Raw genomic sequence first — 26,204 nt, forward strand, 5'->3', positions numbered from 1 at the left:
ATGCCGTTCAGCCGTCTGGCCGCCACGACCACGCCGACCGCGCATCTGGGACTCGGCCTGGCCGCCGTGGGCCGCCCGGGGTACATCAACCTCGGCCGGGAGGAGGACCTCCCGGCCGAGCGCACCGTCGACGCCCTGCGCACCCGCACCCACGAACTCCTCGACGCCGCCTACGCCCAGGGCGTCCGCTACTTCGACGCCGCCCGTTCCTACGGCCGCTCCGAGGAGTTCCTCGCCGACTGGCTGAACTCCCGCCCCGACCTCGACGACATCGTCGTGGGCAGCAAATGGGGCTACACCTACACCGCCGACTGGACCACCGACGCCGACAAGCACGAGGTCAAGGACCACAGCCTCGCGGCCTACGACCGTCAGCGCGCCGAGTCCGACGAACTCCTCGGCGACCGCCTCGACCTCTACCAGATCCACTCGGTGACCCCGGACAGCCCGGCCCTCACCGACAAGGACCTGCACGCCAGGCTGGCCGAAGCCGCTGCCGCCGGCCTCACCATCGGCTTCTCCACCAGCGGCCCCGCGCAGGCCGACGCCATCCGTGCCGCGCTCGCCGTGACCGTCGACGGCGAGCCCCTCTTCCGTACCGTCCAGTCGACGTACAACGCCCTGGAGACCTCTGCCGGCCCCGCCCTCGCCGAGGCGCACGACGCCGGGCTCACGGTGATCGTCAAGGAGGGCCTGGCCAACGGGCGGCTCGCGGACCCCTATGCGCCGGACGCGCTGAAGGCCGTCGCCGCGGAGACGTCCCTGGGCTGCGACGCCGTGGCCCTCGCGCTGATCCTGCGCCGGCCGTGGGCCGGTGTGGTCCTCTCCGGCGCCGCGACGACCGTGCAACTCGCGTCCAATCTGCATGCCGCGGTGGTGGACCTCGAAGAGGAGCAGCTGGAGCGGCTGGCCACGCTGGTGGAGGAGCCGGGCGCGTACTGGGAGCGGCGCGGTCAGCTGCCCTGGCACTGACGTACATCTGACGTACTCCCCTGTTGATCAGCAGGTATGAGTCAAGCATGTCTGTAGTGAGACACTCATGTCTCATATGCGCTACTCTTGTCTCATGGCCGTAGATCGTGACCACGTGCTGCGCACCGCCGCGGCCCTGCTGACCCGCAAATCCACCGCGACCATGGACGAGGTCGCCAAGGCGGCAGGCATCAGCCGAGCCACATTGCACCGGCACTTCGCGGGGCGCGACGCGCTCGTGCGGGCGCTGGAAGCGCTCGGCATCGCGGAGTGCGAGGCGGCGCTGGACGCCGCCCGGCTTGACGAGGGGGCAGCGAGCGAGGCGGTGCGCAGGCTCGTGCACGAGATCCGGCCCGCCGCCGGGCTGCTCGCCTTCCTCTACGGAGAGAACCAGCTGTGGGAGGCCGACCAGGACGCCGGCTGGCTGCGGCTCGACACCCGCATCGGCGCGCTCTTCGTGCGGGGCCAGCAGGCGGGCGAGTTCCGTATCGATCTCAGCCCCGTCTGGCTCACCGAGGCCCTCTACGGGCTGATCGCCTCCTGCGCCTGGGCCATGCAGGACGGGCGCGTCGCAACCAAGGACTTCACCCACATGATCACCGAGCTGCTGCTCGGCGGCGCACTACGGAGAGAGGAATCATGACCAGCACCCTGCAGCCGGCGACGACGACCGAGGCGGTGACCAAGCGCCCCGGCCGTTGGCTGGCGCTGTCCGTCCTCGTGCTCGCCGTGCTGCTGGTGGCCGTCGACGCTACCGTCCTCGGCCTTGCGACCCCCTACATCAGCGAGGACCTGAAGCCCTCCGGCACCCAGCTCCTGTGGATAGGCGACGTCTACTCCTTCGTGATCGCGGGTCTGCTCGTCTCGATGGGCAGCCTCGGCGACCGCATCGGCCGCAAGCGGATCCTGCTGGTCGGCGCCACCGCGTTCGGCGCGATATCCGTCCTCAACGCCTACGCGACGACCCCGGAGATGATGATCGCCGCCCGGGCGCTGCTCGGTGTCGCGGGAGCCACCCTGATGCCGGCGACCCTCGCCCTGATCCGCAACCTCTTCCACGACCCGCGCGAACGCAGCCTTGCCATCGGCATCTGGGGCGCGACCGCCTCCGCCGGTACCGCCGTCGGCCCGATCGTCGGCGGCTTCCTGCTCGAACACTTCTGGTGGGGTTCGGTCTTCCTGATCAACCTGCCGGTGATGGTGGTCCTGGTCCTCGTCGGCATCAAGCTGCTGCCCGAGTCCCGGAACCCGAATCCCGGCCCGTGGGACCTGATCAGTGTCACGCTGTCGCTCGTCGGCATGATCGGTGTCGTGTACGCCGTCAAGGAGGCGGCCGCACACGGCTTCACGCGGGTCACCTTCGCCGCGGGCCTGCTGGGCGCGGCCGCGCTGTACGGCTTCGTACGCCGCCAGCTCACCCTGCCGACCCCGCTGCTGGACATGCGGCTGTTCCGCAGCCGTGGCTTCAGCGGTGCGGTGCTGGCCGACCTGCTGACCATTCTCGGCCTGTCGGGCCTGGTGTTCTTCCTCTCGCAGTTCCTGCAACTCGTGCAGGGCAGGGGCCCGTTCGAGGCGGGCCTCGCCGAACTGCCGGCCGCGATCGGCGCGGTGGTCGCCGGTCTGATCGCCGGTCGAGTGGCCCGACGCTTCTCGGTACGGGCCGTGGTCTCCGGCGGCCTCGCGGCGATCGGCCTCGCCCTGGCCGTGCTCACGGTGATCGACCGCTCGACCGGCTACCCCCTGCTGGGCGCGGCCCTGCTGGTGGTCGGCGTCGGCGCGGGCTTCTCCTTCACGGTGACCTCCGACGTGATCCTGTCCTCCGTACCCAAGGAACAGGCGGGCGCGGCATCAGCGGTGTCGGAGACGGCGTACGAACTGGGCGCCGCGCTCGGCATCGCCGTACTGGGCTCGATCGTCACCGGTGTGTACCGGGACTTCACGGGCCCGGCGGGCACCCCGACGGAGGCCCACGAGTCGCTGGGCGGAGCGGTGGAAGCGGCGGCGGGTATGCCGGCGCAGACGTCCGAGGCGATGCTGGACGCGGCCCGGCAGTCCTTTGTGGACGGCCTGGCACTCGCGTCGGGCGCCGGGGCAGCGGTGCTGCTCACCGCGGCGGTCGCGGCGTGGTTCCTCCTCCGCGGCCAACGGCTGGACAACGCCTCGTGAGCACACGAACGGCGGGCCGCCCGATGGGCAGCCCGCCGTTCGTCTGACCGAGTCCTACGCCGCTTCCTTGGCCTTGCTGGCGTACATGTCCACGTACTCCTGCCCCGACAACCGCATGACCTCGGCCATCACCGAGTCGGTCACCGCCCGCAGGACGTAACGGTCCCGGTCCATCCCCTCGTACCGGGAGAACTCCATGGCCTCACCGAACCGCACCGTCACCTTGCGCGGCCGAGGCATGCCCGCCCCGCCCGGCTGGATCTTGTCCGTGCCGATCATGGCGAACGGCACGACCGGCGCACCGGTCATCAGCGTCAGACGCGCGATGCCCGTGCGCCCCCGGTACAGCCGCCCGTCGGGTGACCGCGTGCCCTCGGGGTAGATGCCGAAGACCTTGCCCTCCTCCAGGATCCGGCGCCCGGTCATCAGCGCCGCCACACCGCCGCGGCCGCCGTCACGGTCGACCGGGATCATGCCGACGCCCGTGAAGAACCAGGCCATCAGACGGCCCTTGAGGCCCTTGCCGGTGACGTACTCGTCCTTGCCGATGAACAGGACCTGACGGTCGCAGACCAGCGGCAGGATCATCGAGTCGATGAAGGTGACGTGGTTGCCGGCCAGGATGACCGGACCGTCGCCCGGGATGTGCTCCGCGCCCTCCACCTGTGGGCGGAACATCAGGCGCATGATCGGTCCGAGCACTGCCTTGATGAGCGCGAAGCGGGACAACGGGCCCTCCGGTGTCAAGGGATTCAGATAAGTCTGTGCAGGTGAGGACGATACTCGCGGTCCAGGGGATCCCGCACATCGGGTGGGTCGACTTCACTCAGGCCTTACTCGCCATTGACCTACGTTTACCTGCGGTGACGTGCGGGAGACCGTCCGTAACGCGCTCGCAACGATGTGACGGACATCGCGTGGGGGTGCGCCGGACGGGTGCCCCGCCCGGCCGCGATGAATCCAACGGCCCGTCATCCCGCCGCTCGAATACGACATCCGGCGTCACCCGCGCGTTCCGCCCCGGGTCTCCCGCCTGTCATGGACGCGCACCTACGATCGGCGCGCATCGATGAGGAGAAGTCAGGAAGGGCGCTCATGGGAACCCAGGAGAACGAGCAGACGTCCGGGACCGGACGGCGGATGCTTCTCGGCGCGGCCATGTTCGGCGCGGGCGGCGCGGTCCTCGGGCTGTCCGGCACGGCGAAGGCCGCGGAGGCCCGGCACGGAGGCGGTGGCGGTGGCGGTGGCGTGAAGAGCCTGCCCAAGCCGACGATCATCGGCCACCGCGGAGCCAGCGGCTATCGGCCCGAGCACACCCTCGGCTCCTACCAGCTGGCCCTCGACATGGGCGCCGACATCGTCGAGGCGGGCGACCTGGTCCCCACCAAGGACGGCCACCTCGTCTGCCGGCACGAGCCGGAGATCGGCGGCACGACGAACGTCGCGGACCACCCCGAGTTCGCCGACCGCAGGAAGACGAAGTCCCTCGACGGCGTCGCCACCACCGGCTGGTTCACCGAGGACTTCACGCTCGCCGAGCTCAAGACGCTGCGCGCGACCGAGCGCATCCCGGCCAACCGCCCGCACAACACCCTCTACAACGGCCGCTGGGAGATCCCCACCTTCGAGGAGGTCCTGCGCTGGCAGGACGAGCAGACCCGCAAGCGCGGCAAGCAGGTCTGGATCTACCCCGAGCTCAAGCACCCCACCTACTTCCGCAAGCAGGGCCTCGCCCTGGAGGAGCGGATCGCGAAGGTGCTGCACAAGTACGGCCGGGACAAGCGGAACTCGCCCGTCATCATCCAGTCCTTCGAGCCGACCAGCATCCAGCGCCTGAACAAGCTGGTCGACAACCCGCTGGTGGTCCTGCTCTCCGGCGCGACGACCCGCCCCTGGGACTTCGTCGAGACGGGTGACCCGCGCACGGTCGCCGACCTGGTCAAGCCGGCCGGCCTCAGGGAGATCGCCTCCTACGCCCAGGGCATCGGCCCCACCCTGGACCTGGTCATCCCGAAGGACGCGAACGGCAACCTCACCCAGCCCACCACCCTGGTCGCCGACGCGCACAAGGTCGGCCTGATCCTGCATCCCTACACGATGCGCAACGAGAACCCCTTCCTCCCCGCGAGCTTCCGCAAGGGCACCGACGCGGACGCCTACGGCGATGTCTTCGGCGCCTACAAGACGTACTTCGCGACCGGCATCGACGGTGTCTTCACCGACAACCCCGACACCGGCCTGCTGGCCCGCGAGGACTTCGTCAACGGCTGAGCCCTCCGCCCCGGTTGGGGTGACTGTCGGCCGCCCGGGCAACCTCGCGCCCGGGCGGCCGCGTCGTGCCGGATATGACGGACAACCTGGTTGCCGCCCTGCGCCCCCTGCTGATCGCGGAGGCCTCCGCCGAGGCGCCCGCCTCCGGAGCGGAACCGGGCGACCTGGAACAGGCGGTCTGGCTCCGCCTGCTGGAACGCCTCGACTCCGACGGCCCGCCCGTGGACCCGCAGGGCTGGCTGCGCCGGGCCGTGCGCTCCGAGGCACGCCGAAGCCGTCGTAGGACGCGGCTCGAACGGCCGTACGAGAGCGAGCCGGCGGACGACAGTGGCGACGATCCCGAACGCCTCGCCCTCGCGGCCGCCGGCCACCGCGCCCTGCGCGACGCCGTTCGCCGCCTCCCGGGCCGCTGTCCCCGGCTCGTGGAGGCCCTCCTCTCGCCTCACGACCCGACATACCGGGAAATCGCGGGGGAGTTGGGTATCTCACAGGGCAGTCTCGGCCCGGAACGTTCCAGATGCCTGGGATGTCTGCGCAGATTGCTGACGCCGGAGGTTGCGGCCCGCGGAGCGCGGGGATAGGAGTGAGGAACAACAGGCGATCAGGTGAGCGGGAGGCGTGCGCACATGGGCATGAGCGTGACCATTTCTGCGGCGACCGAGCAGGACGCGGAGCAGATCTTCAGGCTTCAGTACCTGTGCTTCCAGAGCGAGGCGGCGCTGTACGGGAACTACCGCATCGACCCCCTCGTCCAGACCCTGGACTCGGTCCGGGCGGAGGTCGCCGCGGACTGCGTCTTCGTGGCACGGCTCGGCGAGGAAGTGGTCGGCTCGGTCCGCGGCAGCAGCACCGAGGACGGCTCGGCCGCCATCGGCAAGCTCTGCGTCCACCCCCGCCTCCAGGGCCACGGCATCGGCGCCCGCCTCCTGCGCGCCGCGGAAGCGGCCCTGACCGAACAGCGCGGCGCCAAGCGGTTCCGCCTGGAAACGGGTCACCGCAGCGAGAGCAACCTCCGCCTGTACCGCAAGGTCGGTTACGAGACGGTGGGCACGTCGAAGGGAGCCGACGGCGTCCCGATGATCGTCCTGGAGAAGCCGGCGGGTACGTACGCCACTACTGCTTGACGGTTCGTGCCTTGCGGAGCCAGTAGATGGCCGACAGGGGCAGCAGTACGGGGATGAAGAGATACCCCATGCCGTAGTCGGACCAGACGGTCGCGTCGGGGAACGCCGAGGGTTCCACCAGGGTCCAGGTGCCGACGATCAGAACGCCCGCGAGTTCGGCGGCGCAGCACACCAGCGCCGCCCTGCGGGCTTTCTCGCCGCCCCGCACCAGCGTGTACGTGATGAACCCGTAGACGAGCCCCGCCACGGCCGACAACGAATACGCGAGCGGCGCCCGGTCGAACTCCGTCGCGATCTGGTACGCCGATCGCGACACGGCCCCGACCACCATCACGCCGTACAGCCACACCAGCAGGATCCCGGGCCCGCTGATCAGTCGCGTCCGGGTGGGCTTCTCCTCCGACACGGCCACCTCAGCCTCCCCAGATGTCATAGAGCCGCACCTCCAGCACGGCCAGCACCACACCGCCGGCGGCGACCGTCACCGAACCCCACTTGCTCCGCTCGGCCAGCGACATGAAGCCCGCGGCAGGGATGCACGCGAAAGACCCCAGCAGATACGCCACGAAGATCGTCGTGCCCTGCTCCGGCTTGTCGCCCCGCGCCAGCAGCACGATCCCGATCACCAGCTGCACCAGGGCCAGCACCGTCACCACGGCCATGCCGATGAAGTGCCAGTCCTTGGTCGGCTGATCACGGTACGCCGCCCACCCGCACCACGCGGCGAGCAGCAGCGCGGCGACCCCGGTCACCAGCGTCAGGGCATCAAACATGCGGCGAGCCTATTACGGCCCAAAAGGCCTGATGCGGCCGCCCCCGGCCCACACCGTAGGGTCGAGCGCATGAAGATCCGCGCACAAGCCCTTCTGTTCGACAACGACGGCACCCTCGTCTCCTCCCTCGACTCCGTTGACCGCTGCTGGGCGAGGTGGGCCGAGGAGTACGGCATCACGGAGGAGTTCGGCAGGGTCGAGCTGCACGGGCGCCCGGCCGTCGAGATAGTCGCCGAGCTGCTGCCCGCGGACGTCGTGCCGGAGGCCCTCGCTCGGATCGAGACGCTGGAGGTCGAGGACGTACCGAACGGCGGCGTGCACCTGCTGCCCGGCACGAAGGACCTCCTCGACTCGCTGCCGGCCGACCGCTGGGCCGTCGTCACCTCCGCCACCCGACGGCTCGCCGAGGCCCGGCTCGACGCCGTCGGCATCCTCCCCAAGACGATGGTCACCGCCGACGACATCACGCGCGGCAAGCCCGACCCCGAGCCCTATCTCCTCGCCGCTCGCGAACTGGGCGTCGACCCGGCCCACTGCGTCGTCTTCGAGGACGCCCCCGCGGGCCTCGCGGCCGGTCGCGCCGCCGGAATGATCACCGTGGCATTGACCACAACCCACCAGGCCCACGAGGTCGACGCCGACCTCGTCGTGCCGGACCTCTCCGCCCTGTCGGCGCTGGTCAGCGACGGCGGCGTGGAGATCTCCGTCCGCGGCTGACGGCTGTCCGCCGCTGTCCAGCATGCGGACAGCGGCGGCGGGTAAGGACCGTACGTCTGGTTTACTGATCGCATGACCACGACGAGCTACCGCACTTCTGCGACCGAGGCGACGATGACGCCCGGTGCTCGTTGTATGTGTCGCATGTGCCGAATGTGCGCCTTCTAGAGGGCCCCCGCACCACTTCCTGAGCCTCGCGCCCCGAAGCGAGCCACCGTGGCATGTCCGTACGCCGTTCGCCGTACGTGACCACACTGCCCGCGCACATCCCCCCTCCCGTACCAGGGCACACCCATGCCCGCGTACTCGACAGTGATGGAAACCCCAGTGATCACCACAACGGGCCTGACGAAAATCTACCGGGCTCACCGCTCGCGCGGCCGAGAGGTCACCGCCCTCGACGGCGTCGATCTGCACGTCCGCGAAGGCGAGGTGTACGGCGTCATCGGCCAGTCCGGCGCCGGCAAGTCCTCGCTCATCCGCTGCGTCAACCTGCTGGAGCGCCCCACCGCCGGCACGGTGACCGTCGCCGGACAGGACCTCACTGCCCTCGCGGGCCGCGGTCCCCGGGCCGGCAAGGAACTGCGCCGGGCGCGCGGCCGTATCGGCATGGTCTTCCAGCACTTCAACCTGCTGTCCTCCCGGACGGTCCAGGACAACGTCGAGCTGCCGCTGGAGATCCTCGGCAAGTCGGGCGAGGAGCGCTCCCGCAAGGCGCTCGAACTGCTCGACCTGGTCGGTCTCGCGGACAAGGCCAAGGCCTACCCCGCCCAGCTCTCCGGCGGTCAGAAGCAGCGCGTCGGCATCGCCCGCGCCCTGGCCGGCGACCCCAAGGTCCTGCTGTCCGACGAGGCCACCAGCGCCCTCGACCCGGAGACCACCCGCTCCATCCTCCAGCTGCTGCGCGACCTGAACCGGCAGCTGGGCCTGACCGTCCTGCTCATCACGCACGAGATGGACGTCGTGAAGTCGGTCTGCGACTCGGCCGCGCTGATGGAGAACGGCCGCATCGTCGAGTCCGGCACGGTCAGCGAGCTGCTCGCGACCCCCGGCTCCCAGCTCGCCTCCGCGCTCTTCCCGGTGGGCGGCGAGGCCTCCGCCGACGACCGCACCGTCGTCGACGTGACCTTCCACGGCGAGGCCGCCACCCAGCCCGTCATCTCCCAGCTCTCCCGCACCTACAACATCGACATCTCGATCCTCGGCGCCGCCATCGACACCGTCGGCGGCCTCCAGGTCGGCCGGATGCGCATCGAACTGCCCGGCCGCTACGAGGACAACGTCGTGCCGATCGGCTTCCTGCGCGAACAGGGCCTGCAGATCGACGTACTGGGCCAGGAGCCCGTTCTGCTGAAGGAAGGTGCCAAGTGACCTGGTCCGAGATGCAGCCCCTGCTGGAGCAGGCGTGTTGGGACACCCTCTACATGGTCGGCTGGTCCACCCTCATCGCCGTCGTCGGCGGCCTCCCGCTCGGCATCCTGCTCGTCCTCACCGACCGGGGCGGCCTGCTCCAGAACGTCCTGGCCAACAAGGTCATCGGGCAGATCGTGAACGTCGCCCGGTCGATGCCGTTCATCATCCTGATGGTCGCGCTGATGAGCTTCACCCGCTGGGTCACCGGCACGACGATCGGCCGCGAGGCCGCCATCGTGCCGCTCGCGATCGGTGCGATCCCGTTCTTCGCGCGCCTGGTCGAGACGGCTGTCCGCGAAGTGGACGGCGGGCTCGTGGAGGCCGTGCAGTCGATGGGCGGCAACACCTGGACCGTCGTGCGCAAGGTCCTCGTCCCCGAGTCCCTGCCGTCCCTCATCGCGAGCACCACGACCACGATCGTCGCCCTCATCGGCTACTCCGCCATGGCGGGCGTGGTCGGCGCCGGCGGCCTCGGCGACATCGCCATCCGCTACGGCTTCCAGCGCTTCGAGACCGAGCTGATGTGGATCACCGTGGCGATCCTCGCCGTCGTCATCTCCCTCCTCCAGTCCGCCGGCGACTACGCCGCCCGCTCCCTGCACCGCCGCGGCGGCCAGTCGGGCCCGGCACCGAAGCTGCGGCTGCTGAAGGCGTCGACGGCGACGAGCAAGACCGTCTAGGTCCAGCTCCCCAGAACCCCCCGAACACCCATGTCGGGGTCGCACCACCCATAAGGAAAGGCACTTTTCGTGCGTAACACCGCCAAGATCACCACTGCCGTCCTCGCCGCCGGAGCCCTCACCCTCGGGCTCTCCGCCTGCGGCTCGGACAACGACTCCGGTTCCGACGCGAGCTCCCCGCTGAAGATCGCCGCCACGCCCACCCCGCAGGGCGAGATCCTCACCTACATCAAGGACAACCTCGCGAAGAAGGCCGGCCTCGACCTCGAGGTCAAGGAGTTCACCGACTACGTGACGCCCAACACGGCCGTCCAGCAGGGTGAGGTCGACGCCAACTACTTCCAGCACCAGCCGTACCTGGACGACTTCAACAAGAAGAACGGCACCGACATCGTCGCCGTGCCGAACGCCACGGTGCACCTGGAGCCGCTCGGTGTGTACTCCCAGGGCGTCAAGAAGCTGACGGACCTGAAGAAGGGCGCCACCATCGCCCTGCCGAACGACACCACCAACGAGGCCCGCGCGCTGAAGCTCCTTGAGATCAACGGTGTGATCAAGCTCAAGGCGGGCGTCGGCTACGAGGCGACCCCGAAGGACATCGCCTCCAACCCGAAGAACATCGAGTTCAAGGAGCTGGAGGCCGCCCAGCTGCCGCGCTCCCTCGCCGACGTCGACGCCGCCGTCATCAACGGCAACTACGCGCTGGAGGCCGACCTCAGCCCGGCCAAGGACGCCATCGCCGCCGAGTCGCCCAAGGACAACCCGTACGGCAACTTCCTCGCCGTGAAGAAGGGCAACGAGGACGACCCGCGGGTGCGGAAGCTCGCGAAGCTGCTGACCTCGCCCGAGGTGAAGAAGTTCATCGAGGACAAGTACGACGGAGCGGTCGTCGCCGCTTTCTGACGGGGCGTATACGGCGTATCGCCACGCACGGGGTCCACACCTTCACTTGGTGTGGACCCCGTGGTGCGGTTCGGTGCTTTCATGCTGCATGCTGGGCAGTTCAGCAGGCCTTGAACGTTCGTCGAAGGTTACGGAGCGGCGCATGACTAGCACCTTCCCCAACATCTCCATCAGCACGGAGCGGTTGGTGCTGCGTCCCCTCGATGAGGACGACGTGCCCGCACTGGCCGAGATGATGAACGACGAACAGGTCGGCGCCTGGACCGATGTCCCCCAGCCCTTCACCGAGGACGGCGCCCGCGCCTGGATCACCGAGTACGCCCCGACCGAGCGGGAGGCCGGCCGCGGACTCGACCTCGCCGTCACCGAGTTCCTCACCCAGCGCCTGGTCGGCATCGTCCAGCTGACCAAGACCAACTGGCACATCCGGTCCACCGAACTGTCGTACACCGTCGCCCCCTGGGCCCGCGGCGAGGGCTACGCCTCCGAGGCCGCGCTCGCCACCGCCCAATGGCTCCTCGGCGACCAGAAGTTCGAGCGCATCGAGATCCGCACCGCCGCCGACAACACCGCCTCCCAGCAGGTCGCCCAGAAGATCGGCTGCATCAGCGAGGGCGTCCTGCGCAACGCCTGCATAGCGCACGTCCGCAGGGACGACGGCAGCTGGGCCGATGTACGCACCGACTTCATCGTGTGGAGTCTGCTGCCGGAGGACCTCGACGGCGCCGGCGAGCAGCTGGCCGACTCCCGCGGCTTCACCTCGTTCGGCGAGTGGAACTGACGGAACCCTTGGGCACCGGGGGTGCCGAAACGGCGACCGGGTACCCTCACGGAGCCTGCCCCTCGGACCGCCGCACGACGATCTGCGCAAACCCTGGAGACTGACGACGATGGCCGACCGCGTCACGGTGATCGGCTGGGACGGCTCGCCGCTGACCGCCGCGGCACGCTCCGCCCTCGGTGCCGCCACGCTCGTTGCCGGTGCCGCCCACCACCTGGCGCTGGCCGAGGTGCCGCGCGCCGCCGAGCGCATCCGCCTGGGCAGCGTCGCCCTCGCCGCCCGCCGCATCGCAGGTCATCGCGGGACCGCGGTGGTGCTGGCCGACGGCGATCCCGGCTTCTTCGGAGTCGTACGGACCCTGCGCGCGCCCGAGTTCGGCCTGGAGGTCGAGGTCGTCCCCGCCGTCTCCTCGGTCGCCGCCGCCTTCGCCCGCGCCGGCATGCCCTGGGACGACGCACAGGTGGTCGTCGCACACCGTCGCACGCTGCGACGCGCGGTGAATGTGTGCCGAGCCCACACCAAGGTCGCCGTCCTCACCTCACCCGGCGCCGGACCCGCCGAACTCGGCCTGCTGCTGGAGGGCGTGCACCGCACCTTCGTCATCTGCGAGGAACTGGGCACCGATCGCGAGCAGGTCACCGTCGTCACCTCCGACAAGGCCGCCGACCACACCTGGCGCGACCCCAACGTCGTCATCGTCATCGGCGGCACGGTGGCCGCGGCCGAGGGCGGCGGCTGGATCGCCGGCCGCGACCCGTCCGCCGCGCCGCGCGGCTGGACACTGCCCGCCGAGTCCTACGGCGGTCTCATGGGCGAAGGCGAGCTGGAACCGCTCCGCGCCGCCCAACTCGCCCGGCTCGGCCCGCGCGTCGGTGACCTCGTGTGGGACATCGGCTGCGCCAGCGGCGCCTTCGCCACCGAGGCGGCCCGGGCCGGGGCGGCCGTCATCGCCGTCGACCGCGACCCGCAGGCCTGCGCCCGCACCGAGGCCAACGCACGCGCGTTCGGCGTCCAGCTCCAGGTCGTCCACGGCACCGCCCCGCACATTCTGGAGAACCTCCCCGAACCGGACGTCGTACGCGTCGGCGGCGGGGGAGCGGCCGTCGTCTCCGCCGTCGCCGACCGGCGCCCGCTGCGCGTCGTCACGCACGCCGCGACCCGCGACGACGCCGAACTCATCGGCCGCGACCTCACCTCGCACGGATATGACGTGGAGTGCGCCCTCCTGCAGTCCGTCGAACTCGACACGCGGGCCTGGACGGAGCGGGAGCGGAGCGTCGCCTTCCTGCTCAGCGGGGTACTGCCCGATCGCACGGTGTGACCGTCCACCCGTCCCGGTGATCCGGTTGTCGTACCGCGCGCGGTAGGCTGGCCGATCGTTGTACCGCACTCGGTCGCCCGGCTTTTCGTCGGTCAATGTCCGGAAAAACACGCCCCGTTTGGGGTGGGTGTGGTACGGCGGAACCGGAGGACGCGCAACGTGGCGCAGTCCACAGCGGCCTGTCGCGGATCAGCCTGTCGCGACGGCCGAACGGCCACGACAATGCCACTCAATGGCTTTGTCGCCATTTTGGGACGGGTCGTTCGTGCCGCTGAGCACGCACGCTCGTTCTTCACTGCGGGGGCGGTCGGTGCGCCGTCCCCGGTGAGCTGGTCGTATAAGCACTAACCGATGGGCGAGGGGTACGCATGACCGACACCGGCCAGGTCCCGGGCGAGGGACTGCCGGAGAGCGCAGGCATGGCTGAGCAGCCGGGCGTCCCTGCGGCGCAGGGTGCGTACAGCTATCTCTCCGAGACCACCGCCGAGGACGAAGACCTGCTGATGCCCGGCTCTCAGGGCGCCTGGGGCAACGAGGTCGCCCCGCCCGCGCCGGAGCCGGTCGTCGAGGCCGTTCACCAGCCGGGAGCGCACGAGATCTCCGGCCGTGACAGCGGTTCGGTCGACCTCAGCGACGTCCGCCTCCCGGGCCCCTCGACGCCCACGGCCCCCACGACGCCGATCCCGCCGATCACTCCACGGCGTCCCCTGCATCTCGGCCCGCCGATCCCGAACGCCTCCGCCAGCCCGGTCCGCTCCCTCGCCGACCGCGGCGCCGTCGCCGCGCCGGCCCGCCAGCCCGGCGTGGCCCCGGCCGGCCCCGAGTACCTCGACGCCACGGTCCCGCAGCCGGCGACACCCTGGCCCGCCGCCGCCCAGTCCGGCGTCCAGGCCCAGGTTCCGGCCGCTGTGCCGGTGGGCACGGAGGCGGGGGCTGCCGAAACGGTTGTCCCCACCGACCAGCCCTCGGGCGCCGCCCAGGCGGTCGTGACACGGGTCGCCACCGAGGCCGGTGCGGCGACGGGCGCGGCTCAGGAGGCCGAGGTCATCGGTGTACCTGCCGCACAGGAGGGTGTGTACGGCGGTCAGGAGCCGGCGGGGGGTGACGCCGCGTCCGTTGCCACGCCGGCCGCGGAGGCGGTGCCCGGTCAGGACGCCGGCCAGGAGGGTGTGGCCGCTCATGCCACCGGTGCCGGTGCTCCGGGTGCTGATGAGGGTGCCGGGGTCGCGTCCGCTTCCGCGGTCGACCAGGTCGCCGGGGACGCGACAGCTTCCGACGGCGGTGAGGCTGCGGCTGACTCCGGTGCCGGCCCGATTGACTCCGGTGCCGACCCGGTCGCCGTCGTCGGCGAGGCGCCGCAGGGTGGCCAGGTCGCCGAGGTCGGTCCGGTTCCGGCCGGTGCTGAGGTCGCCGACGCCGTTGTCGGCGAGGTGGCGCAGAGCGCCGAGGTGCCGGTGGCTGAAGCCGGCCAGGTCGCCGAGAGCTCCGCCCCTGAGGCCGCTCCGGTTTCCGAGGCGCCGCCCGTCGCTGAGGCCGGTCAGGTCGCCGAGATGCCTGGCGCCGAGGCCGGCCAGGGTCCCGAGGTGTCTGGCGTCGAGGTGGACCAGGGTCCCGAGGCGGGTCACGCCGCCGCCCCTGAGAGCGAACCGCTGCCCGAGGCGGCGCTTCCCCCCGAGGCCGTGCCGGTCCCGGAAGCCCCCGCCCCGGCGGCGGTCCAGGTTCCGGACGCCCCGACTCCGGAGGCGATCCAGGTTCCCGAAGCCCCCGCTCAGGAGGCCGTCCAGCTCATCGACGGTGCCGCGCCCGAGGCTCCCCCGCAGGTCTCCGAGCCCCTCACCCCGGAGCCCGACCAGGCTCCGGAGGCCGCTCAGGCCCTGCCGGACCCTGCTCAGTCCCTGCCGGACACGGCCCAGGCCCTGCCGGACCCTGTCCAGGCGACCCCGGAGACCGTCCCCCTCCCGCCCACACCGGACGCTGCTCAGAGCCCCCAGCTCGCGGACGCCGAGCCCGTCGCACCGGCCCCGCAGCCGACCGACGCCGGTGCCGCCCCCGCCGACGGCGCCTCCGTCGTCGTAGCCCCCGAACCGGTGCCGCATCCCGCCGACGCCGATCAGGCAGCCCAGCAGCAGAGCGAACCCCTTGCCCCGGCCGAGCCGTCCGCTCAGGCCCCGGAGACCGTCATGGACCCGAACGCCGCGCAGCAACCGACCCAGGACGGCGCTCCGACGGAGCCCGACGCCCAAGCGGAGGCCGTGGCCGTGAGTGCGCCCGTCGCCGAGGGGGAAGCCGCCGTGGCGGACCCTGCCGCGGTCCAGATCCCGGACGCCCCGCAGCCCCCGGATGCGGCCGTGTCTCCCCAGCCCCTCCTCGCAACCGCCCCGCAGCCGGCCCCGGCCGAGGACCCCGAGCCCTTCGTCGCCGACCCCGCCGGCCCGCAGCTCCAGCCCGCGCAGGTCGTCGAGGCTCCGGCCCAAGCGCCCATCCCGCTCGCGGAGTCCGGCGAGGGCGAGGCCACCGCCGTACCCCCGACCGGCACGTCCCAGGAGCCCGCGCCCGTGCAGCCGCTGGGCCAGTTCGTGGCGGTCGAGGGCTCGGTGCCGACCACCCCGCACCTCGCCCCGACCCCGCCGCAGCCGATCGTCCTGCCCGTGGAGCAGGGGCCGGGTCCCGTACCCACGGTCCCGGCGCCCCGCGAGGGCGACCCCGAACTCGTACAGCACGCGGAGGACCTGGACACCCGGGCCGCCGATCAGGAAGACCGGGCAGAAGAGAGCACGGCCGTGGTCGAGGAAACACGTCAGTCCACCGGCCCCGCGGCGCCCGCCTACGACGACGCCGAACGCGCGGCCGTCCTCAAGGTCATGCGCGAGCGCCGGGACATCCGCAACGGCTTCCGCAGCGACCCCATCCCGCACGAGGTGCTGCTGCGCGTCCTGGAGGCCGCCCACACCGCGCCCTCCGTCGGCCACTCCCAGCCCTGGGACTTCGTCGTCATCAGGTCCTCGGACACCCGGCGCACCATGCACGAACTGGCCATGCGTCAGCGCGAGGCGTACGCCAAGTCGCTGCCCAAGGGCCGGGCGAAGCAGTTCAAGGAACTGAAGATCGAGGCCATCCTCGACACCCCGGTCAACATCGTCGTCACCGCCGACCCGACCCGAGGCGGCCGCCACACCCTCGGCCGGCACACCCAGCCGCAGATGGCGCCCTACTCCGCCGCGCTCGCCGTCGAGAACCTCTGGCTCGCCGCCCGCGCCGAGGGCCTGGGCGTCGGCTGGGTCAGCTTCTTCGACGAGCGCGAGATGGTCCGCACCCTGGGCCTGCCCGAGCACCTCGAGGTCATCGCCTACCTGTGCGTCGGGTACGTCGACGAGTTCCCGGACGAGCCCGAGCTGATGCAGGCCGGCTGGTCCAAGCGCCGCCCGCTGTCGTGGGTCGTGCACGAGGAGACGTACGGCCGTCGCGCCCTGCCCGGCGAGGAGCCGCACGACCTGCTCGCCGAGACCGTCGCCCAGATCCGCCCGCTGGACGCCAAGGCACTCGGCGAGGCCTGGGAGCGGCAGAAGCGCATGACCAAGCCGGCGGGCGCGCTCGGCATGCTGGAGATCATCTCCGCGCAGCTGTCCGGCCTGTCCCGGCAGTGCCCGCCGCCGATCCCGGAGCCCGCGGCCGTCGCGATCTTCGCCGGTGACCACGGCGTGCACGCCCAGGGCGTGACCCCCTGGCCGCAGGAGGTCACGGCCCAGATGGTGGCCAACTTCCTCGGCGGCGGAGCGGTCTGCAACGCCTTCGCGGGACAGGTGGGCGCGGAGGTCTGCGTCGTGGACGTGGGCGTCGCCGCCGACCTGCCCGCCACCCCCGGTCTGCTGCCCCGCAAGGTCCGCGCGGGCACCTCCGACATGACGACCGGCCACGCGATGTCGCGCGAGGAGGCCAAGCAGGCCATCGAGGTCGGCATCGAGACGGCCCGCGACCTGGTGGCAGCCGGCAACAAGGCGCTGCTGACAGGTGAGATGGGCATCGCCAACACCACCGCCTCGGCCGCCCTGATCTCCGTGTTCACCGGCGCCGACCCGGCCGAGGTCACCGGCCGCGGCACCGGCATCAACGACGAGACCCTCGCCCGCAAGACCGAGGTCGTCCGCCGCGCCCTCGAACTCCACCAGCCCGACCCGGCCGATCCGATCGGCGTCCTCGCGGCGATCGGCGGCTTCGAACACGCCGCGATCGTCGGCCTCCTGCTGGGCGGCGCGTCCCTGCGTACGCCGGTGATCCTGGACGGCGTCAGCGCCGGCGCCGCGGCCCTGGTCGCCCGTGCCATCGCCCCCGAGGTCCTGGCCGCCTGCATCGCGGGCCACCGCAGCGCCGAGCCCGGCCATGTGGCCGCCCTCAACAAGCTGGGCCTGCGCCCCCTGGTCGACCTCGACCTCCGCCTCGGCGAGGGCACGGGCGCGCTGCTGGCACTGCCGCTGGTGCAGAGCACGGCGCGGGCGATGCACGAGGTGGCGACGTTCGACTCGGCAGGGGTCACCGAGAAGTAGGCGGGCAACAGGGGGACCCGGGGAGTACAACCCCGGGTCCCCCGTTACGTCGCCGTGGTCGCCCAGCCACCGGACACCCGGATCGTCACCAGGGCCCGCAGCATAAAATCCGCACGTCAGGGCATCGCACCGCCGCCGCGAAAGGGAGCCGCACCCTCATGGCCGAAAACCCCGCCTACCCCGTAGGCCTCCGCCTCTCCGGCCGCAAAGTGGTCGTCCTCGGCGGTGGCCAGGTGGCCCAGCGCCGCCTCCCGGCCCTCATCGCAGCGGGCGCCGACATCCTCCTCGTGTCGCCCGAGGCGACCCCGTCGGTCGAGGCGATGGTGGACGCGGGCGAGCTCACCTGGCACAAGCGCCCCTATGCGGACGGCGACCTCGCCGACGCCTGGTACGCCCTGATCGCCACCGGCGACAAGGAGGCCAACACGCGGGCCTCGGCCGAGGCGGAGCGCCACCGCGTCTGGTGCGTCCGCTCCGACGACGCGGACCAGGCGACGGCCTGGACCCCCGCCACCGGCCACAGCGAGGGCGTCACCATCGCCGTCCTGACCACCGAGGCCCGCGGCCGCGACCCCCGCCACACCGCCGCCATCCGTGACGCGGTCGTCGAGGGCCTGCGCGACGGCACTCTCGTCGCCCCGCACCACCGCACCCGTACCCCCGGTGTCGCCCTGGTCGGCGGCGGCCCCGGCGACCCGGACCTGATCACCGTGCGCGGCCGCCGGCTGCTCGCCCAGGCGGACGTGGTCATCACCGACCACCTGGGCCCGCGCGACCTGCTCGCGGAACTTCCCACGAGCGTCGAGGTGATCGACGCGGCGAAGCTGCCGTACGGCCGCTTCATGGCCCAGGAGGCCATCAACAACGCGCTGATCGACCACGCCAAGCAGGGCAAGTCGGTCGTACGTCTCAAGGGCGGCGACCCCTTCGTCTACGGCCGTGGAATGGAGGAGGTGCAGGCGCTGGCCGAGGCGGGCGTGCCGTGCACGGTCGTGCCCGGTATCTCCAGCTCGATCTCGGTCCCGGGCGCCGCCGGCATCCCGGTCACCCACCGAGGCGTCGCCCATGAGTTCACGGTGGTCAGCGGCCACATCGCGCCCGACGACGGGCGTTCCCTGGTCGACTGGCCGGCCCTCGCCAGGCTGACCGGCACACTGGTGATCCTCATGGGCGTCGGCACGATCGGGAAGGTCGCCGAGACCCTCATCGCCCACGGCAAGTCCCCGGACACCCCGGTCGCCCTGGTCCAGGAAGGCACGACGGCCGCCCAGCGCCGGGTCGACGCGACCCTTGCCACGGCCGGCCAGGCGGTGACCGAACACGAGGTCAAGCCGCCGGCGGTCATCGTCATCGGCGAGGTCGTGAGGGTAGGACCGAGCGCCTCCGCGTAACCGCGGGTAACACAACCCGTTCCGAACCGTTGGCACCGCACCCAGGACAAGGCAGTATCACTCTGTGGCCGATCTCATCACCGTCGATGACCCCACCGACCCGCGCCTGCGCGACTACACGGGCCTGACCGACGTCGAACTGCGCCGCAAGCGTGAGCCGGCCGAGGGCCTGTTCATCGCCGAGGGCGAGAAGGTCATCAGACGCGCGAAGGAAGCCGGCTACGAGATGCGCTCGATGCTGCTGTCGGCCAAGTGGGTCGACGTCATGCGCGACGTCATCGACGAGCTCCCGGCCCCGGTGTACGCGGTCAGCCCGGAGCTCGCCGAGCAGGTCACCGGCTACCACGTGCACCGCGGCGCGCTCGCGTCGATGCAGCGCAAGCCGTTGCCGACGGCGACCGACCTGTTGCAGACCGCACGCCGCGTGGTCGTCATGGAGTCGGTCAACGACCACACCAACATCGGCGCCATCTTCCGCTCGGCCGCCGCCCTCGGCATGGACGCGGTGCTGCTCTCGCCGGACTGCGCGGACCCGCTGTACCGCCGTAGCGTCAAGGTCTCCATGGGCGCGGTCTTCTCGGTGCCCTACGCCCGCCTGGAGACCTGGCCCAAGGGCCTGGAGTCGGTCCGCGAGGCGGGCTTCACCCTGCTCGCCCTCACCCCCGTCGAGAAGGCCAAGAGCCTCGACGAGGCCGCCCCGCACCGGATGGACCGGGTCGCCCTGATGCTGGGCGCCGAGGGAGACGGCCTGTCCACCCAGGCCCTGGTGGCCGCCGACGAATGGGTCCGCATCCCGATGGCCCACGGCGTCGACTCCCTCAACGTCGGCGCGGCGGCCGCGGTCGCCTTCTACGCGGTGGCCACCGGCCGCCCACAGGCCTAGGCCGTGTCCGCAAAGTCCCGCCTGCCCCGTGACGCCTGGCACGCTCCCCCACTGCCTTAAGGGCGTGGGAGGTGCCCCCACTCGCCGCACCGGGCGAAGCCCCGAGTACATCCAGTACAAGGGGCTCCGCCCGGCACGCCGAGAGCACGCACCAGACGCCGCGGGGCCCGCCCTCCGGGCGGACGACGGGACTTTGCGGACACGACCTAGGGGCCGTACATGAGCCGGGGCGAGGCGATCGTCGCGGTCCTGCTCCGCGCCGGCCGCCTGCTCGCCGTCCGGCGCGGCCCGGGTGTCGCGCGCCCCGGCTACTGGCAACCCGTCAGCGGCAGGATCGAGCCGGGGGAGACCCAGCGCGAGGCCGTCGTACGGGAGGTCCGCGAGGAGGTCGGCCTCACCGTCGTACCACTGGCCAAGGTCTGGGAGTCGGAGACGGACGACGGCCGCTTCCGGCTCCACTGGTGGACGGCGCGCGCCGACTCCGGCGATGTGGTCGCCGACCCCGACGAGGTCGGCGAGGCCCGCTGGGTCACGTCGGCGGAGTTCCTGGCCCTGGACCCGGTCTTCGAGGGCGACCGGGAGTTCTTCGAGCGGATCCTGCCGGACTTGTGAGGCCGACGGGGCAGTCTCTTCCAGCCCGTCTGATCCGAAGGACGGGCCCTAGTCGCGGATCTCGAACGTCGACTCGTACCGCTGGGACATCGGATCCTCGTCCAGCGGTGTGAAACCGGGGTTCACCTGCCCCTGTTGCGGCCGTACGACGTCCCCCTCGTCGCCGAGACCGCGGTCCGGGCCCTGGCAGCCCTGCGCCGCCGCGATGCCGAGCGCCACGAGCAGCGTCACCACGACGAACACGAACAGCCGCTGCCGCAGCAGCTGAGGGTTGGCGGGGCGGCGTCCCGTCCCCGTGTTCCGGGGCGCCGGACGTCCGTTGCCGCCGCGCTGGACGGGCCTGCTGCCGTTGGCCGAGCGGGAGGTGGTGCGGGGGCCGGGCATCGGCCGGGCCCCGGAGCGGGACGGCGTCGTACCGCTCTGTGGGGCCCCGCCGCCCCTCGACCCGGCCGCGTCGCGCGCGGGGCCGGGGCCGCGCGAGGTGCCGTTTCCCCGCGGCATGCCGGTCCCGCGGGGCGGGGGAGTGCCCTGCGCGCGTCGCTGGGCCCGCTGCTGATCGGCGTAGGTGTCGGCGAGCCGCCCGGTCGGCCGGTCCGCCTCTCCGGAACGCGGCGCGGGCGGACGCACGTCCGCGAACCCCTGCGCCTCCCGGGCCGCGATCTCCTTCAGGCGCAGCGACAGCTGAAGCGTGCTCGGCCGGTCCTCCGGGTCCTTCGCGAGACATGCCCGTACGAGGGGGGCCAGGGCGTCCGGTACGCCGTGCAACTGAGCTTCCTCGTGCACGACGCGGTACAGCATCACCTCCGAACTGCCGTGCCCGAAGGGGGAGTCACCCATCGACGCGTACGCGAGCGTGGCGCCGAGGGAGAACACGTCCGTGGCCGGGGTGACGGCGGCGCCGCGCACCTGCTCGGGGGCGAGGAAGCCGGGCGAGCCGACCGCCGTGCCGACGTGGGTGAGGGTCGAGGCGCCCGTCGCCCAGGCGATGCCGAAGTCGATGATCCTCGGGCCCTTGGGGGACAACAGGATGTTCGAGGGCTTGAGGTCCCGGTGGACGACCCCTGCCTCGTGGACCGCGACCAGCCCCTCGGACAGGGCGGCCCCGACGGCGGCGACCTCCGCGGCGCCCAGCGCGCCCTCGTCGGCGACCTTGTCGTGCAGGGACGGGCCGGGCACGTACTGCGTGGCGAACCACGGTCGCTCGGCCTCGAGGTCGGCGGCCACGAGCCGGGCCGTGCACCCCCCGCGAATCCGCCGCGCCGCCGAGACCTCACGCGCGAACCGCGAACGGAACTCCTGGTCCTCCGCCAGATCGGGCCGGATCACCTTCAGCGCGACCCGCTGCCCCTTCTTGTCGGAGCCCAGGTAGACGACGCCCATCCCGCCCGCGCCGAGCCGTCTGTGAAGCCTGAACGAGCCGACGACGCGCGGGTCCTCGCGCCTCAGGCGCATCATCGCCATGTTCATCCCCGCTGCCCGGTCCGTGTGACGAGCCACAGCTTACGTTTCCGTGGGCCGCCGTGCGCAGAGGCCGCGCCCTCTCGGAGCGATGGATTGTCAGTGGGGGGTGGGAGACTTGAAGGGTGGTCAGGGGGTCGGTGAGCAGGGCGACTTAGGTTCGTGGTGACCTCCAACCACCCGTCGCAGAAGGGGGATTGAACCCGTGAAGGGTGATCGCGTGGAGATAGTCGTGGACGCAGGGGACACGACGCGTACGTATGAAGTGGTGGCGAGCAGGGCGGGGCGCCGGGTGGAGACGGCGGTGCGTCGAGGCGTCGTGGAAGTGAGCGAAGTCACCCGAAGCGGCTCTGTGGTGCGTACGGCTCGCTTCATGGCGAACCGGGTCCTCGCACTGGTCGAACAGCCGGTGCCGCGGGAGGACAGTTCGGAGAAAACGGGATAGACCGGTCGTCCCCTCCGGGAAGACCCTGAGACCTAGGACCTCGTCTCCACCCAGGGGAGTACTTCGCAGGTGGTGGCTCATCCTCCGGGAGGCCCGGCAATCGGTACGAGGGCATGACGTGCCCGGGGTGGTCACGGGCCTAGATTTGAGGTCAAGCGGCGGGTGCAGCACTCGTCCCCCGAGGTCAGACACCCGCCGCTGCCAACGACAACTGACACAAGTCAGGAGAGGGACCATGGCCCAGACGGCACCGCGGACACTGATCCGCATGCAGGAGCGCACGATGCTGCGTTCCCGCCGCCAGGGCCGCCGCCACCCGCTGGTGGCGACGCTCATGGCCCTTCCCCTGGCGGCCCTGCTCCTGCTCGTCTTCGACGGCTGGGAGACAGTGGCCACACAGGCGTCGTCCGTGGGCGTGATGCTGGGGCGCTGAGCGGCGACCCCAGGCCCGGAAGAGCGGTCCGGGCGGGGACATCCACCCATGAAACCCCGTGGGGACGGGGGTGCGGCGGACGGCAAAAATGCCGGCGCAGCTGGGGAGCTGCGCCGGCATTGCTTTTCTCTCGCAATGCCGGTCCTCATCTTTCGGCCGCGGTGCGCCGCGGTCCGGTTCGGCCGACACGGTCACCACGTACCCTCGGCCCAACCCATCCGCGCACAAGGGACGCCCGTGACCCCGAACCCGCTGCTGCCCGAACTCACCGCACGAGCGATAGCCGCGGCTCACTCACGTACGTCCGCCTGTCCCTGCGGAGCAACCGTCACCCTCGCCGAGCGGCCCGACGTCACCGTCGTCCGGCACGCCGACACCGTCGCCAAGGCCCACGCCCCGGACATCACCGTCACCGACCTGGCGCCCCGCCTGGCCGTCGCCGCGCACCTCCCCGAGATCTTCCTGCCCCCGCTCACCTCCCTACCCGTCGACCTGCACGACCGGCCCGTGAGCCTGTGGCCGTACGGCACCCCGGTGGACCCGGAAGATCCGGACGCGGCCCCCTGGGAAGCAGCCGCGACCCTGCTCGCCCGCCTCCATCGCACCCCCGCGCCGGCCCCGCTGCCTCCCATGCGCGGACCCGCCAAGGCCGCCCTCGCCCTCTCCCGCCTCCGCGCGGTCACCGACGGCGGCCCCGCCACCGCGGTCCGCCGCGCCTGGGGCACCCTCCCCGCCTGGGCCCGTGACGAGGCCCCCCAGCCCGACACCGCCACCCTCTGCCACGGCGACCTCCACCTCGGCCAGCTCGTGCGGTACCCGGCACCGGACGGTGCCTGGCGACTCATCGACGTGGACGATCTGGGCGTGGGGGTGCCGGCCTGGGATCTGGCCCGGCCCGCCGCCTGGTACGCCTGTGGGCTGCTCCCGCCCGAGGAGTGGAACCGGTTCCTGGCCGCCTACCGAGCCGCCGACGGCCCGGCCGTTCCCGCCGACGGTGACCCCTGGCCCGCGCTGGACGTCCCCGCGCGCGCCCTCACCGCGCAGACCGCCGCCCGAGCGATCACCAAGGCCCTGGCCGAGGGGCGTGACCTGGACGAGGTCGAGCAGGCCCTTGTCGACGCCTGTGACCGAATGGCTTCCGTCCCCCCGGAGTTGGTCCACGAACCCGCGAAGTAGGGTGCAACCGACCGCAGCCGGACAGAGTCTGTCCTGGCGATACACGAAGCAGGACCGACCGGCGAGGAGTTGAGCCGACCATGCAGTGTCCGAAGTGCCATGCGCCGATGCACACCTACAACCGCAACGGCGTTCAGATCGAGCAGTGCAGTGGCTGCCGCGGGATCTTTCTCGACTACGGCGAGCTGGAGGCGCTGACCCGCCTGGAGTCCCAGTGGTCCCAGCCCGCCCCGCCGCCCCCGGCCGCCCCGCAGGCCTACCCGGCCGCCGCCCCGCAGGCCCCCGCCTGGGGCGCCCCGCACGGTGGCCACCAGGGCGGTCACTACGGCCACCACCGCAACAAGAGCTTCGGCCGCATGCTCTTCTCCAGCTGAGCCGCGGGGAGTGAGCAAGAAGCCCCCGGTCATGAGACCGGGGGCTTCGAAGTGTGGACGATACTGGGATTGAACCAGTGACCTCTTCCGTGTCAGGGAAGCGCTCTCCCGCTGAGCTAATCGTCCTGGCGGGCCGTGATCGACGATCGATCCTGAAGATCACGAGTGCTGCGTGCGCGATACTGGGATTGAACCAGTGACCTCTTCCGTGTCAGGGAAGCGCTCTCCCGCTGAGCTAATCGCGCGGGAGGATCCGGAGATCCAGTGGACGATACTGGGATTGAACCAGTGACCTCTTCCGTGTCAGGGAAGCGCTCTCCCGCTGAGCTAATCGTCCTTGGAGGTGGAGACGGGATTTGAACCCGTGTAGACGGCTTTGCAGGCCGTTGCCTCGCCTCTCGGCCACTCCACCAGGAGTGTAGGGGTTCGGGAAGATCCCCTGTTCCTTCGAGCGGACGACGAGGCTCGAACTCGCGACCTCAACCTTGGCAAGGTTGCGCTCTACCAACTGAGCTACGTCCGCTTGTCGTTTCGTTCCGCTCTCGCGGCCCGGCGACGAGTTGAACTCTAGCGGATTCCGGGGCCAGCACAAAAACGCGTTTGTGCAGCGTGCTGCGCCTCACCTGCTCAGGGACCGGGCGAAGCCCACCGCGGGGACATGGCCAGGTCACCCGCAGGACACCCGCCATAGACTCGACTGCGTGTCCGACCTCCCTCCTCTCGCCCGCTTCGGCGACCGCGTCGCCATCGGCCTCCTCGATGTCACCAGCGATCCCGCGGCCCTTGACTCCAGTGGCTTCTGGGCCGTCTGCGCCGACTTCGAGGGCGAGCTGACCTGCGCCCGTTTCCGGGACGTACGTGAGGAGCCCGTACCCGCGCCGGTGCCGGGGCGGTGGCGTGGCCCGGCGGTCGGTGACTGGACGTCCTCGCTCGATCGCGCCGCGTACACGACGGGCGTACGGCGCATCCGTGAGCACATCGCGGCCGGCGAGGTCTACCAGGCCAACCTGTGCCGGGTGCTGAGCGCACCCGTCGGGCCGGACGCCGACGTGGACGAGCTGACCGCCCTGTTGGCCCGCGGCAACCCGGCGCCGTACGCGGGAACGATCCGGCTGCCGGAGCACGGCGTGGAGATAGCCACCGCGTCACCCGAGCTCTTCCTGCGGCGTGCGGGGCGGGTCGTCGAGTCCGGGCCGATCAAGGGGACCGGGCGCACCGAGGCGGACCTGCTGGAGAAGGACTTCGCCGAGAACGTGATGATCGTGGATCTGGTGCGCAACGACATCGGCCGTGTGTGCGCCACCGGGACGGTGACCGTCCCCGATCTGTGCGCCGTCGAGAAGCATCCGGGGCTTGTGCACCTGGTGTCCACCGTGCGCGGTGAGCTGGGCGAGGGCGCCGGCTGGCCCGAGCTGCTCGATGCCGCCTTCCCGCCCGGCTCGGTCACCGGCGCGCCCAAGTCGAGCGCGCTGCGGATCATCGACGCGTTGGAGACGGCCCCCCGCGGGCCGTACTGCGGTGGCATCGGGTGGGTCGACGCCGATCGGGGCGTCGGTGAGCTGGCCGTCGGCATCCGCACCTTCTGGATCGACCGGGGCGAGGGGATGCTGCGGTTCGGCACCGGCGCGGGGATCACCTGGGGGTCGGACCCCGAGGGGGAGTGGCGGGAGACCGAGCTGAAGGCGTCCCGGCTGCTCGCGGTAGCGTCGGGAGCGTACGAGGTGAGTGGAGTGGACTGACGACGTACTGTGCTGCCCCGGGGACGCCGCC

General features: G+C 71.4%; 25 protein-coding genes and 5 tRNA genes. 21 read left to right on the forward strand and 9 right to left on the reverse strand.

Going from position 1 to position 26,204, the window contains the following annotated elements; translation table 11 throughout:
• The 3 genes from ACZ7NC_RS09455 to ACZ7NC_RS09465 all read left to right on the forward strand — a co-directional run bounded on the left by ACZ7NC_RS09455 (position 1) and on the right by ACZ7NC_RS09465 (position 3,138).
• On the forward strand, positions 1-972 hold the full coding sequence (locus tag ACZ7NC_RS09455) for an aldo/keto reductase (RefSeq protein ID WP_471486398.1): 972 nt from the start codon (positions 1-3) through the stop codon (positions 970-972).
• Between the two features lie 94 nt (positions 973-1,066).
• Positions 1,067-1,615: a TetR/AcrR family transcriptional regulator gene (locus tag ACZ7NC_RS09460; RefSeq protein ID WP_471486400.1), complete on the forward strand. Its 549-nt coding sequence runs from the start codon at positions 1,067-1,069 to the stop codon at positions 1,613-1,615.
• Positions 1,612-3,138, forward strand: coding sequence for an MFS transporter (locus ACZ7NC_RS09465; protein WP_471486402.1), 1,527 nt, complete (start codon positions 1,612-1,614; stop codon positions 3,136-3,138). Before ACZ7NC_RS09460 ends, ACZ7NC_RS09465 begins: the two co-directional genes overlap by 4 nt.
• Before the next feature lie 54 nt (positions 3,139-3,192).
• Here the strand turns inward: ACZ7NC_RS09465 and ACZ7NC_RS09470 are convergent, their stop codons facing one another.
• Positions 3,193-3,867, reverse strand: coding sequence for a lysophospholipid acyltransferase family protein (locus ACZ7NC_RS09470; protein ID WP_471486404.1), 675 nt, complete (start codon positions 3,865-3,867; stop codon positions 3,193-3,195).
• 366 nt (positions 3,868-4,233) lie between these two features.
• On the opposite strand from ACZ7NC_RS09470, the gene ACZ7NC_RS09475 reads away from it, so the two are divergent.
• The 3 genes from ACZ7NC_RS09475 to ACZ7NC_RS09485 all read left to right on the forward strand — a co-directional run bounded on the left by ACZ7NC_RS09475 (position 4,234) and on the right by ACZ7NC_RS09485 (position 6,533).
• Positions 4,234-5,409, forward strand: coding sequence for a glycerophosphodiester phosphodiesterase (locus ACZ7NC_RS09475; protein ID WP_471486406.1), 1,176 nt, complete (start codon positions 4,234-4,236; stop codon positions 5,407-5,409).
• Positions 5,410-5,483: 74 nt separating this feature from the next.
• Positions 5,484-5,990 carry an RNA polymerase sigma factor gene (locus tag ACZ7NC_RS09480; RefSeq protein WP_471486408.1) on the forward strand — a complete coding sequence of 169 codons (507 nt, stop codon included), beginning with the start codon at positions 5,484-5,486 and terminating at the stop codon, positions 5,988-5,990.
• A 45-nt stretch (positions 5,991-6,035) separates the two neighbouring features.
• Complete coding sequence (locus ACZ7NC_RS09485; protein ID WP_471486410.1) at positions 6,036-6,533, forward strand: GNAT family N-acetyltransferase; 498 nt, start codon at positions 6,036-6,038, stop codon at positions 6,531-6,533.
• Here ACZ7NC_RS09485 and ACZ7NC_RS09490 read toward each other — a convergent pair.
• Together ACZ7NC_RS09490 and ACZ7NC_RS09495 are read right to left on the reverse strand one after the other, a co-directional pair.
• On the reverse strand, positions 6,523-6,966 hold the full coding sequence (locus ACZ7NC_RS09490) for a hypothetical protein (protein ID WP_471486412.1): 444 nt from the start codon (positions 6,964-6,966) through the stop codon (positions 6,523-6,525). The genes ACZ7NC_RS09485 and ACZ7NC_RS09490 overlap by 11 nt on opposite strands.
• Positions 6,947-7,306 carry a hypothetical protein gene (locus tag ACZ7NC_RS09495; RefSeq protein ID WP_471486414.1) on the reverse strand — a complete coding sequence of 120 codons (360 nt, stop codon included), beginning with the start codon at positions 7,304-7,306 and terminating at the stop codon, positions 6,947-6,949. Before ACZ7NC_RS09495 ends, ACZ7NC_RS09490 begins: the two co-directional genes overlap by 20 nt.
• Positions 7,307-7,375: 69 nt before the next feature.
• Between ACZ7NC_RS09495 and ACZ7NC_RS09500 the strand changes: the two genes are divergently transcribed.
• The 10 genes from ACZ7NC_RS09500 to ACZ7NC_RS09545 all read left to right on the forward strand — a co-directional run bounded on the left by ACZ7NC_RS09500 (position 7,376) and on the right by ACZ7NC_RS09545 (position 20,548).
• Positions 7,376-8,023: an HAD family hydrolase gene (locus ACZ7NC_RS09500; RefSeq protein ID WP_471486416.1), complete on the forward strand. Its 648-nt coding sequence runs from the start codon at positions 7,376-7,378 to the stop codon at positions 8,021-8,023.
• Between the two features lie 327 nt (positions 8,024-8,350).
• A complete protein-coding gene (locus ACZ7NC_RS09505; protein ID WP_471486418.1) occupies positions 8,351-9,394 on the forward strand; it encodes a methionine ABC transporter ATP-binding protein in 1,044 nt (347 codons plus the stop codon).
• Positions 9,391-10,116, forward strand: a complete 726-nt coding sequence (locus ACZ7NC_RS09510) for a methionine ABC transporter permease (RefSeq protein WP_471486420.1) — start codon at positions 9,391-9,393, stop codon at positions 10,114-10,116. Before ACZ7NC_RS09505 ends, ACZ7NC_RS09510 begins: the two co-directional genes overlap by 4 nt.
• Positions 10,117-10,185: 69 nt before the next feature.
• Positions 10,186-11,019 (forward strand): MetQ/NlpA family ABC transporter substrate-binding protein, encoded by an 834-nt coding sequence (locus ACZ7NC_RS09515; RefSeq protein WP_471486421.1) that lies wholly within the window; start codon positions 10,186-10,188, stop codon positions 11,017-11,019.
• Positions 11,020-11,161: 142 nt separating this feature from the next.
• Complete coding sequence (locus ACZ7NC_RS09520) at positions 11,162-11,800, forward strand: GNAT family N-acetyltransferase (protein WP_471486423.1); 639 nt, start codon at positions 11,162-11,164, stop codon at positions 11,798-11,800.
• Positions 11,801-11,909: 109 nt separating this feature from the next.
• The gene (gene cbiE, locus ACZ7NC_RS09525) at positions 11,910-13,121 is read left to right on the forward strand and encodes a precorrin-6y C5,15-methyltransferase (decarboxylating) subunit CbiE (protein WP_471486425.1); all 1,212 of its coding nucleotides are present in this window, start codon (positions 11,910-11,912) and stop codon (positions 13,119-13,121) included.
• A gap of 368 nt (positions 13,122-13,489) precedes the next feature.
• On the forward strand, positions 13,490-17,662 hold the full coding sequence (cobT, locus tag ACZ7NC_RS09530) for a nicotinate-nucleotide--dimethylbenzimidazole phosphoribosyltransferase (RefSeq protein ID WP_471486427.1): 4,173 nt from the start codon (positions 13,490-13,492) through the stop codon (positions 17,660-17,662).
• Between the two features lie 158 nt (positions 17,663-17,820).
• Positions 17,821-19,053: a uroporphyrinogen-III C-methyltransferase gene (gene cobA / locus ACZ7NC_RS09535; protein WP_471486429.1), complete on the forward strand. Its 1,233-nt coding sequence runs from the start codon at positions 17,821-17,823 to the stop codon at positions 19,051-19,053.
• Between the two features lie 64 nt (positions 19,054-19,117).
• Positions 19,118-19,936, forward strand: coding sequence for a TrmH family RNA methyltransferase (locus ACZ7NC_RS09540; protein WP_471486431.1), 819 nt, complete (start codon positions 19,118-19,120; stop codon positions 19,934-19,936).
• Between the two features lie 219 nt (positions 19,937-20,155).
• Entirely contained in the window at positions 20,156-20,548 is a 393-nt protein-coding gene (locus tag ACZ7NC_RS09545; protein ID WP_471486433.1) for an NUDIX domain-containing protein, read from the forward strand.
• A gap of 48 nt (positions 20,549-20,596) precedes the next feature.
• Here ACZ7NC_RS09545 and ACZ7NC_RS09550 read toward each other — a convergent pair whose 3' ends face one another.
• Complete coding sequence (locus ACZ7NC_RS09550; protein ID WP_471486710.1) at positions 20,597-22,015, reverse strand: serine/threonine-protein kinase; 1,419 nt, start codon at positions 22,013-22,015, stop codon at positions 20,597-20,599.
• Positions 22,016-22,211: 196 nt separating this feature from the next.
• Between ACZ7NC_RS09550 and ACZ7NC_RS09555 the strand changes: the two genes are divergently transcribed.
• The 4 genes from ACZ7NC_RS09555 (at position 22,212) to ACZ7NC_RS09570 (ending at position 24,434) form a co-directional block, all read left to right on the forward strand.
• On the forward strand, positions 22,212-22,451 hold the full coding sequence (locus ACZ7NC_RS09555) for a hypothetical protein (RefSeq protein WP_471486435.1): 240 nt from the start codon (positions 22,212-22,214) through the stop codon (positions 22,449-22,451).
• Between the two features lie 235 nt (positions 22,452-22,686).
• A complete protein-coding gene (locus tag ACZ7NC_RS09560; RefSeq protein WP_471486437.1) occupies positions 22,687-22,884 on the forward strand; it encodes a hypothetical protein in 198 nt (65 codons plus the stop codon).
• A gap of 237 nt (positions 22,885-23,121) precedes the next feature.
• Positions 23,122-24,060 carry a phosphotransferase family protein gene (locus tag ACZ7NC_RS09565; RefSeq protein WP_471486439.1) on the forward strand — a complete coding sequence of 313 codons (939 nt, stop codon included), beginning with the start codon at positions 23,122-23,124 and terminating at the stop codon, positions 24,058-24,060.
• A gap of 80 nt (positions 24,061-24,140) precedes the next feature.
• Positions 24,141-24,434 carry a TFIIB-type zinc ribbon-containing protein gene (locus tag ACZ7NC_RS09570; RefSeq protein ID WP_471486441.1) on the forward strand — a complete coding sequence of 98 codons (294 nt, stop codon included), beginning with the start codon at positions 24,141-24,143 and terminating at the stop codon, positions 24,432-24,434.
• Positions 24,435-24,488: 54 nt separating this feature from the next.
• Here ACZ7NC_RS09570 and ACZ7NC_RS09575 read toward each other — a convergent pair.
• The 5 genes from ACZ7NC_RS09575 to ACZ7NC_RS09595 all read right to left on the reverse strand — a co-directional run bounded on the left by ACZ7NC_RS09575 (position 24,489) and on the right by ACZ7NC_RS09595 (position 24,957).
• Positions 24,489-24,560 (reverse strand) — tRNA-Val (locus tag ACZ7NC_RS09575).
• A gap of 47 nt (positions 24,561-24,607) precedes the next feature.
• A tRNA-Val gene (locus ACZ7NC_RS09580) sits at positions 24,608-24,679 on the reverse strand.
• A gap of 20 nt (positions 24,680-24,699) precedes the next feature.
• Positions 24,700-24,771 (reverse strand) — tRNA-Val (locus tag ACZ7NC_RS09585).
• Position 24,772: 1 nt separating this feature from the next.
• Positions 24,773-24,846: transfer RNA gene (locus ACZ7NC_RS09590), tRNA-Cys, on the reverse strand.
• 38 nt (positions 24,847-24,884) lie between these two features.
• Positions 24,885-24,957: transfer RNA gene (locus ACZ7NC_RS09595), tRNA-Gly, on the reverse strand.
• Between the two features lie 178 nt (positions 24,958-25,135).
• On the opposite strand from ACZ7NC_RS09595, the gene ACZ7NC_RS09600 reads away from it, so the two are divergent.
• Positions 25,136-26,173, forward strand: coding sequence for a chorismate-binding protein (locus tag ACZ7NC_RS09600; RefSeq protein ID WP_471486443.1), 1,038 nt, complete (start codon positions 25,136-25,138; stop codon positions 26,171-26,173).
• Positions 26,174-26,204 lie beyond the last annotated feature (31 nt).

This window comes from Streptomyces sp. NPDC111802 (assembly GCF_055634335.1).

Excerpts from the sequence above, each read along its gene's own strand:
- ACZ7NC_RS09455 (WP_471486398.1), top strand. The coding sequence starts at position 1 with ATGCCGTTCAGCCGTCTGGCCGCCACGACCACGCCGACCGCGCATCTG.
- ACZ7NC_RS09460 (WP_471486400.1), top strand. The coding sequence starts at position 1,067 with ATGGCCGTAGATCGTGACCACGTGCTGCGCACCGCCGCGGCCCTGCTG.
- ACZ7NC_RS09465 (WP_471486402.1), top strand. The coding sequence starts at position 1,612 with ATGACCAGCACCCTGCAGCCGGCGACGACGACCGAGGCGGTGACCAAG.
- ACZ7NC_RS09475 (WP_471486406.1), top strand. The coding sequence starts at position 4,234 with ATGGGAACCCAGGAGAACGAGCAGACGTCCGGGACCGGACGGCGGATG.
- ACZ7NC_RS09480 (WP_471486408.1), top strand. The coding sequence starts at position 5,484 with ATGACGGACAACCTGGTTGCCGCCCTGCGCCCCCTGCTGATCGCGGAG.
- ACZ7NC_RS09485 (WP_471486410.1), top strand. The coding sequence starts at position 6,036 with ATGGGCATGAGCGTGACCATTTCTGCGGCGACCGAGCAGGACGCGGAG.
- ACZ7NC_RS09490 (WP_471486412.1), bottom strand. The coding sequence starts at position 6,966 with ATGACATCTGGGGAGGCTGAGGTGGCCGTGTCGGAGGAGAAGCCCACC.
- ACZ7NC_RS09495 (WP_471486414.1), bottom strand. The coding sequence starts at position 7,306 with ATGTTTGATGCCCTGACGCTGGTGACCGGGGTCGCCGCGCTGCTGCTC.
- ACZ7NC_RS09500 (WP_471486416.1), top strand. The coding sequence starts at position 7,376 with ATGAAGATCCGCGCACAAGCCCTTCTGTTCGACAACGACGGCACCCTC.
- ACZ7NC_RS09520 (WP_471486423.1), top strand. The coding sequence starts at position 11,162 with ATGACTAGCACCTTCCCCAACATCTCCATCAGCACGGAGCGGTTGGTG.
- cbiE (WP_471486425.1), top strand. The coding sequence starts at position 11,910 with ATGGCCGACCGCGTCACGGTGATCGGCTGGGACGGCTCGCCGCTGACC.
- cobT (WP_471486427.1), top strand. The coding sequence starts at position 13,490 with ATGACCGACACCGGCCAGGTCCCGGGCGAGGGACTGCCGGAGAGCGCA.
- cobA (WP_471486429.1), top strand. The coding sequence starts at position 17,821 with ATGGCCGAAAACCCCGCCTACCCCGTAGGCCTCCGCCTCTCCGGCCGC.
- ACZ7NC_RS09545 (WP_471486433.1), top strand. The coding sequence starts at position 20,156 with ATGAGCCGGGGCGAGGCGATCGTCGCGGTCCTGCTCCGCGCCGGCCGC.
- ACZ7NC_RS09550 (WP_471486710.1), bottom strand. The coding sequence starts at position 22,015 with ATGAACATGGCGATGATGCGCCTGAGGCGCGAGGACCCGCGCGTCGTC.
- ACZ7NC_RS09560 (WP_471486437.1), top strand. The coding sequence starts at position 22,687 with ATGGCCCAGACGGCACCGCGGACACTGATCCGCATGCAGGAGCGCACG.
- ACZ7NC_RS09570 (WP_471486441.1), top strand. The coding sequence starts at position 24,141 with ATGCAGTGTCCGAAGTGCCATGCGCCGATGCACACCTACAACCGCAAC.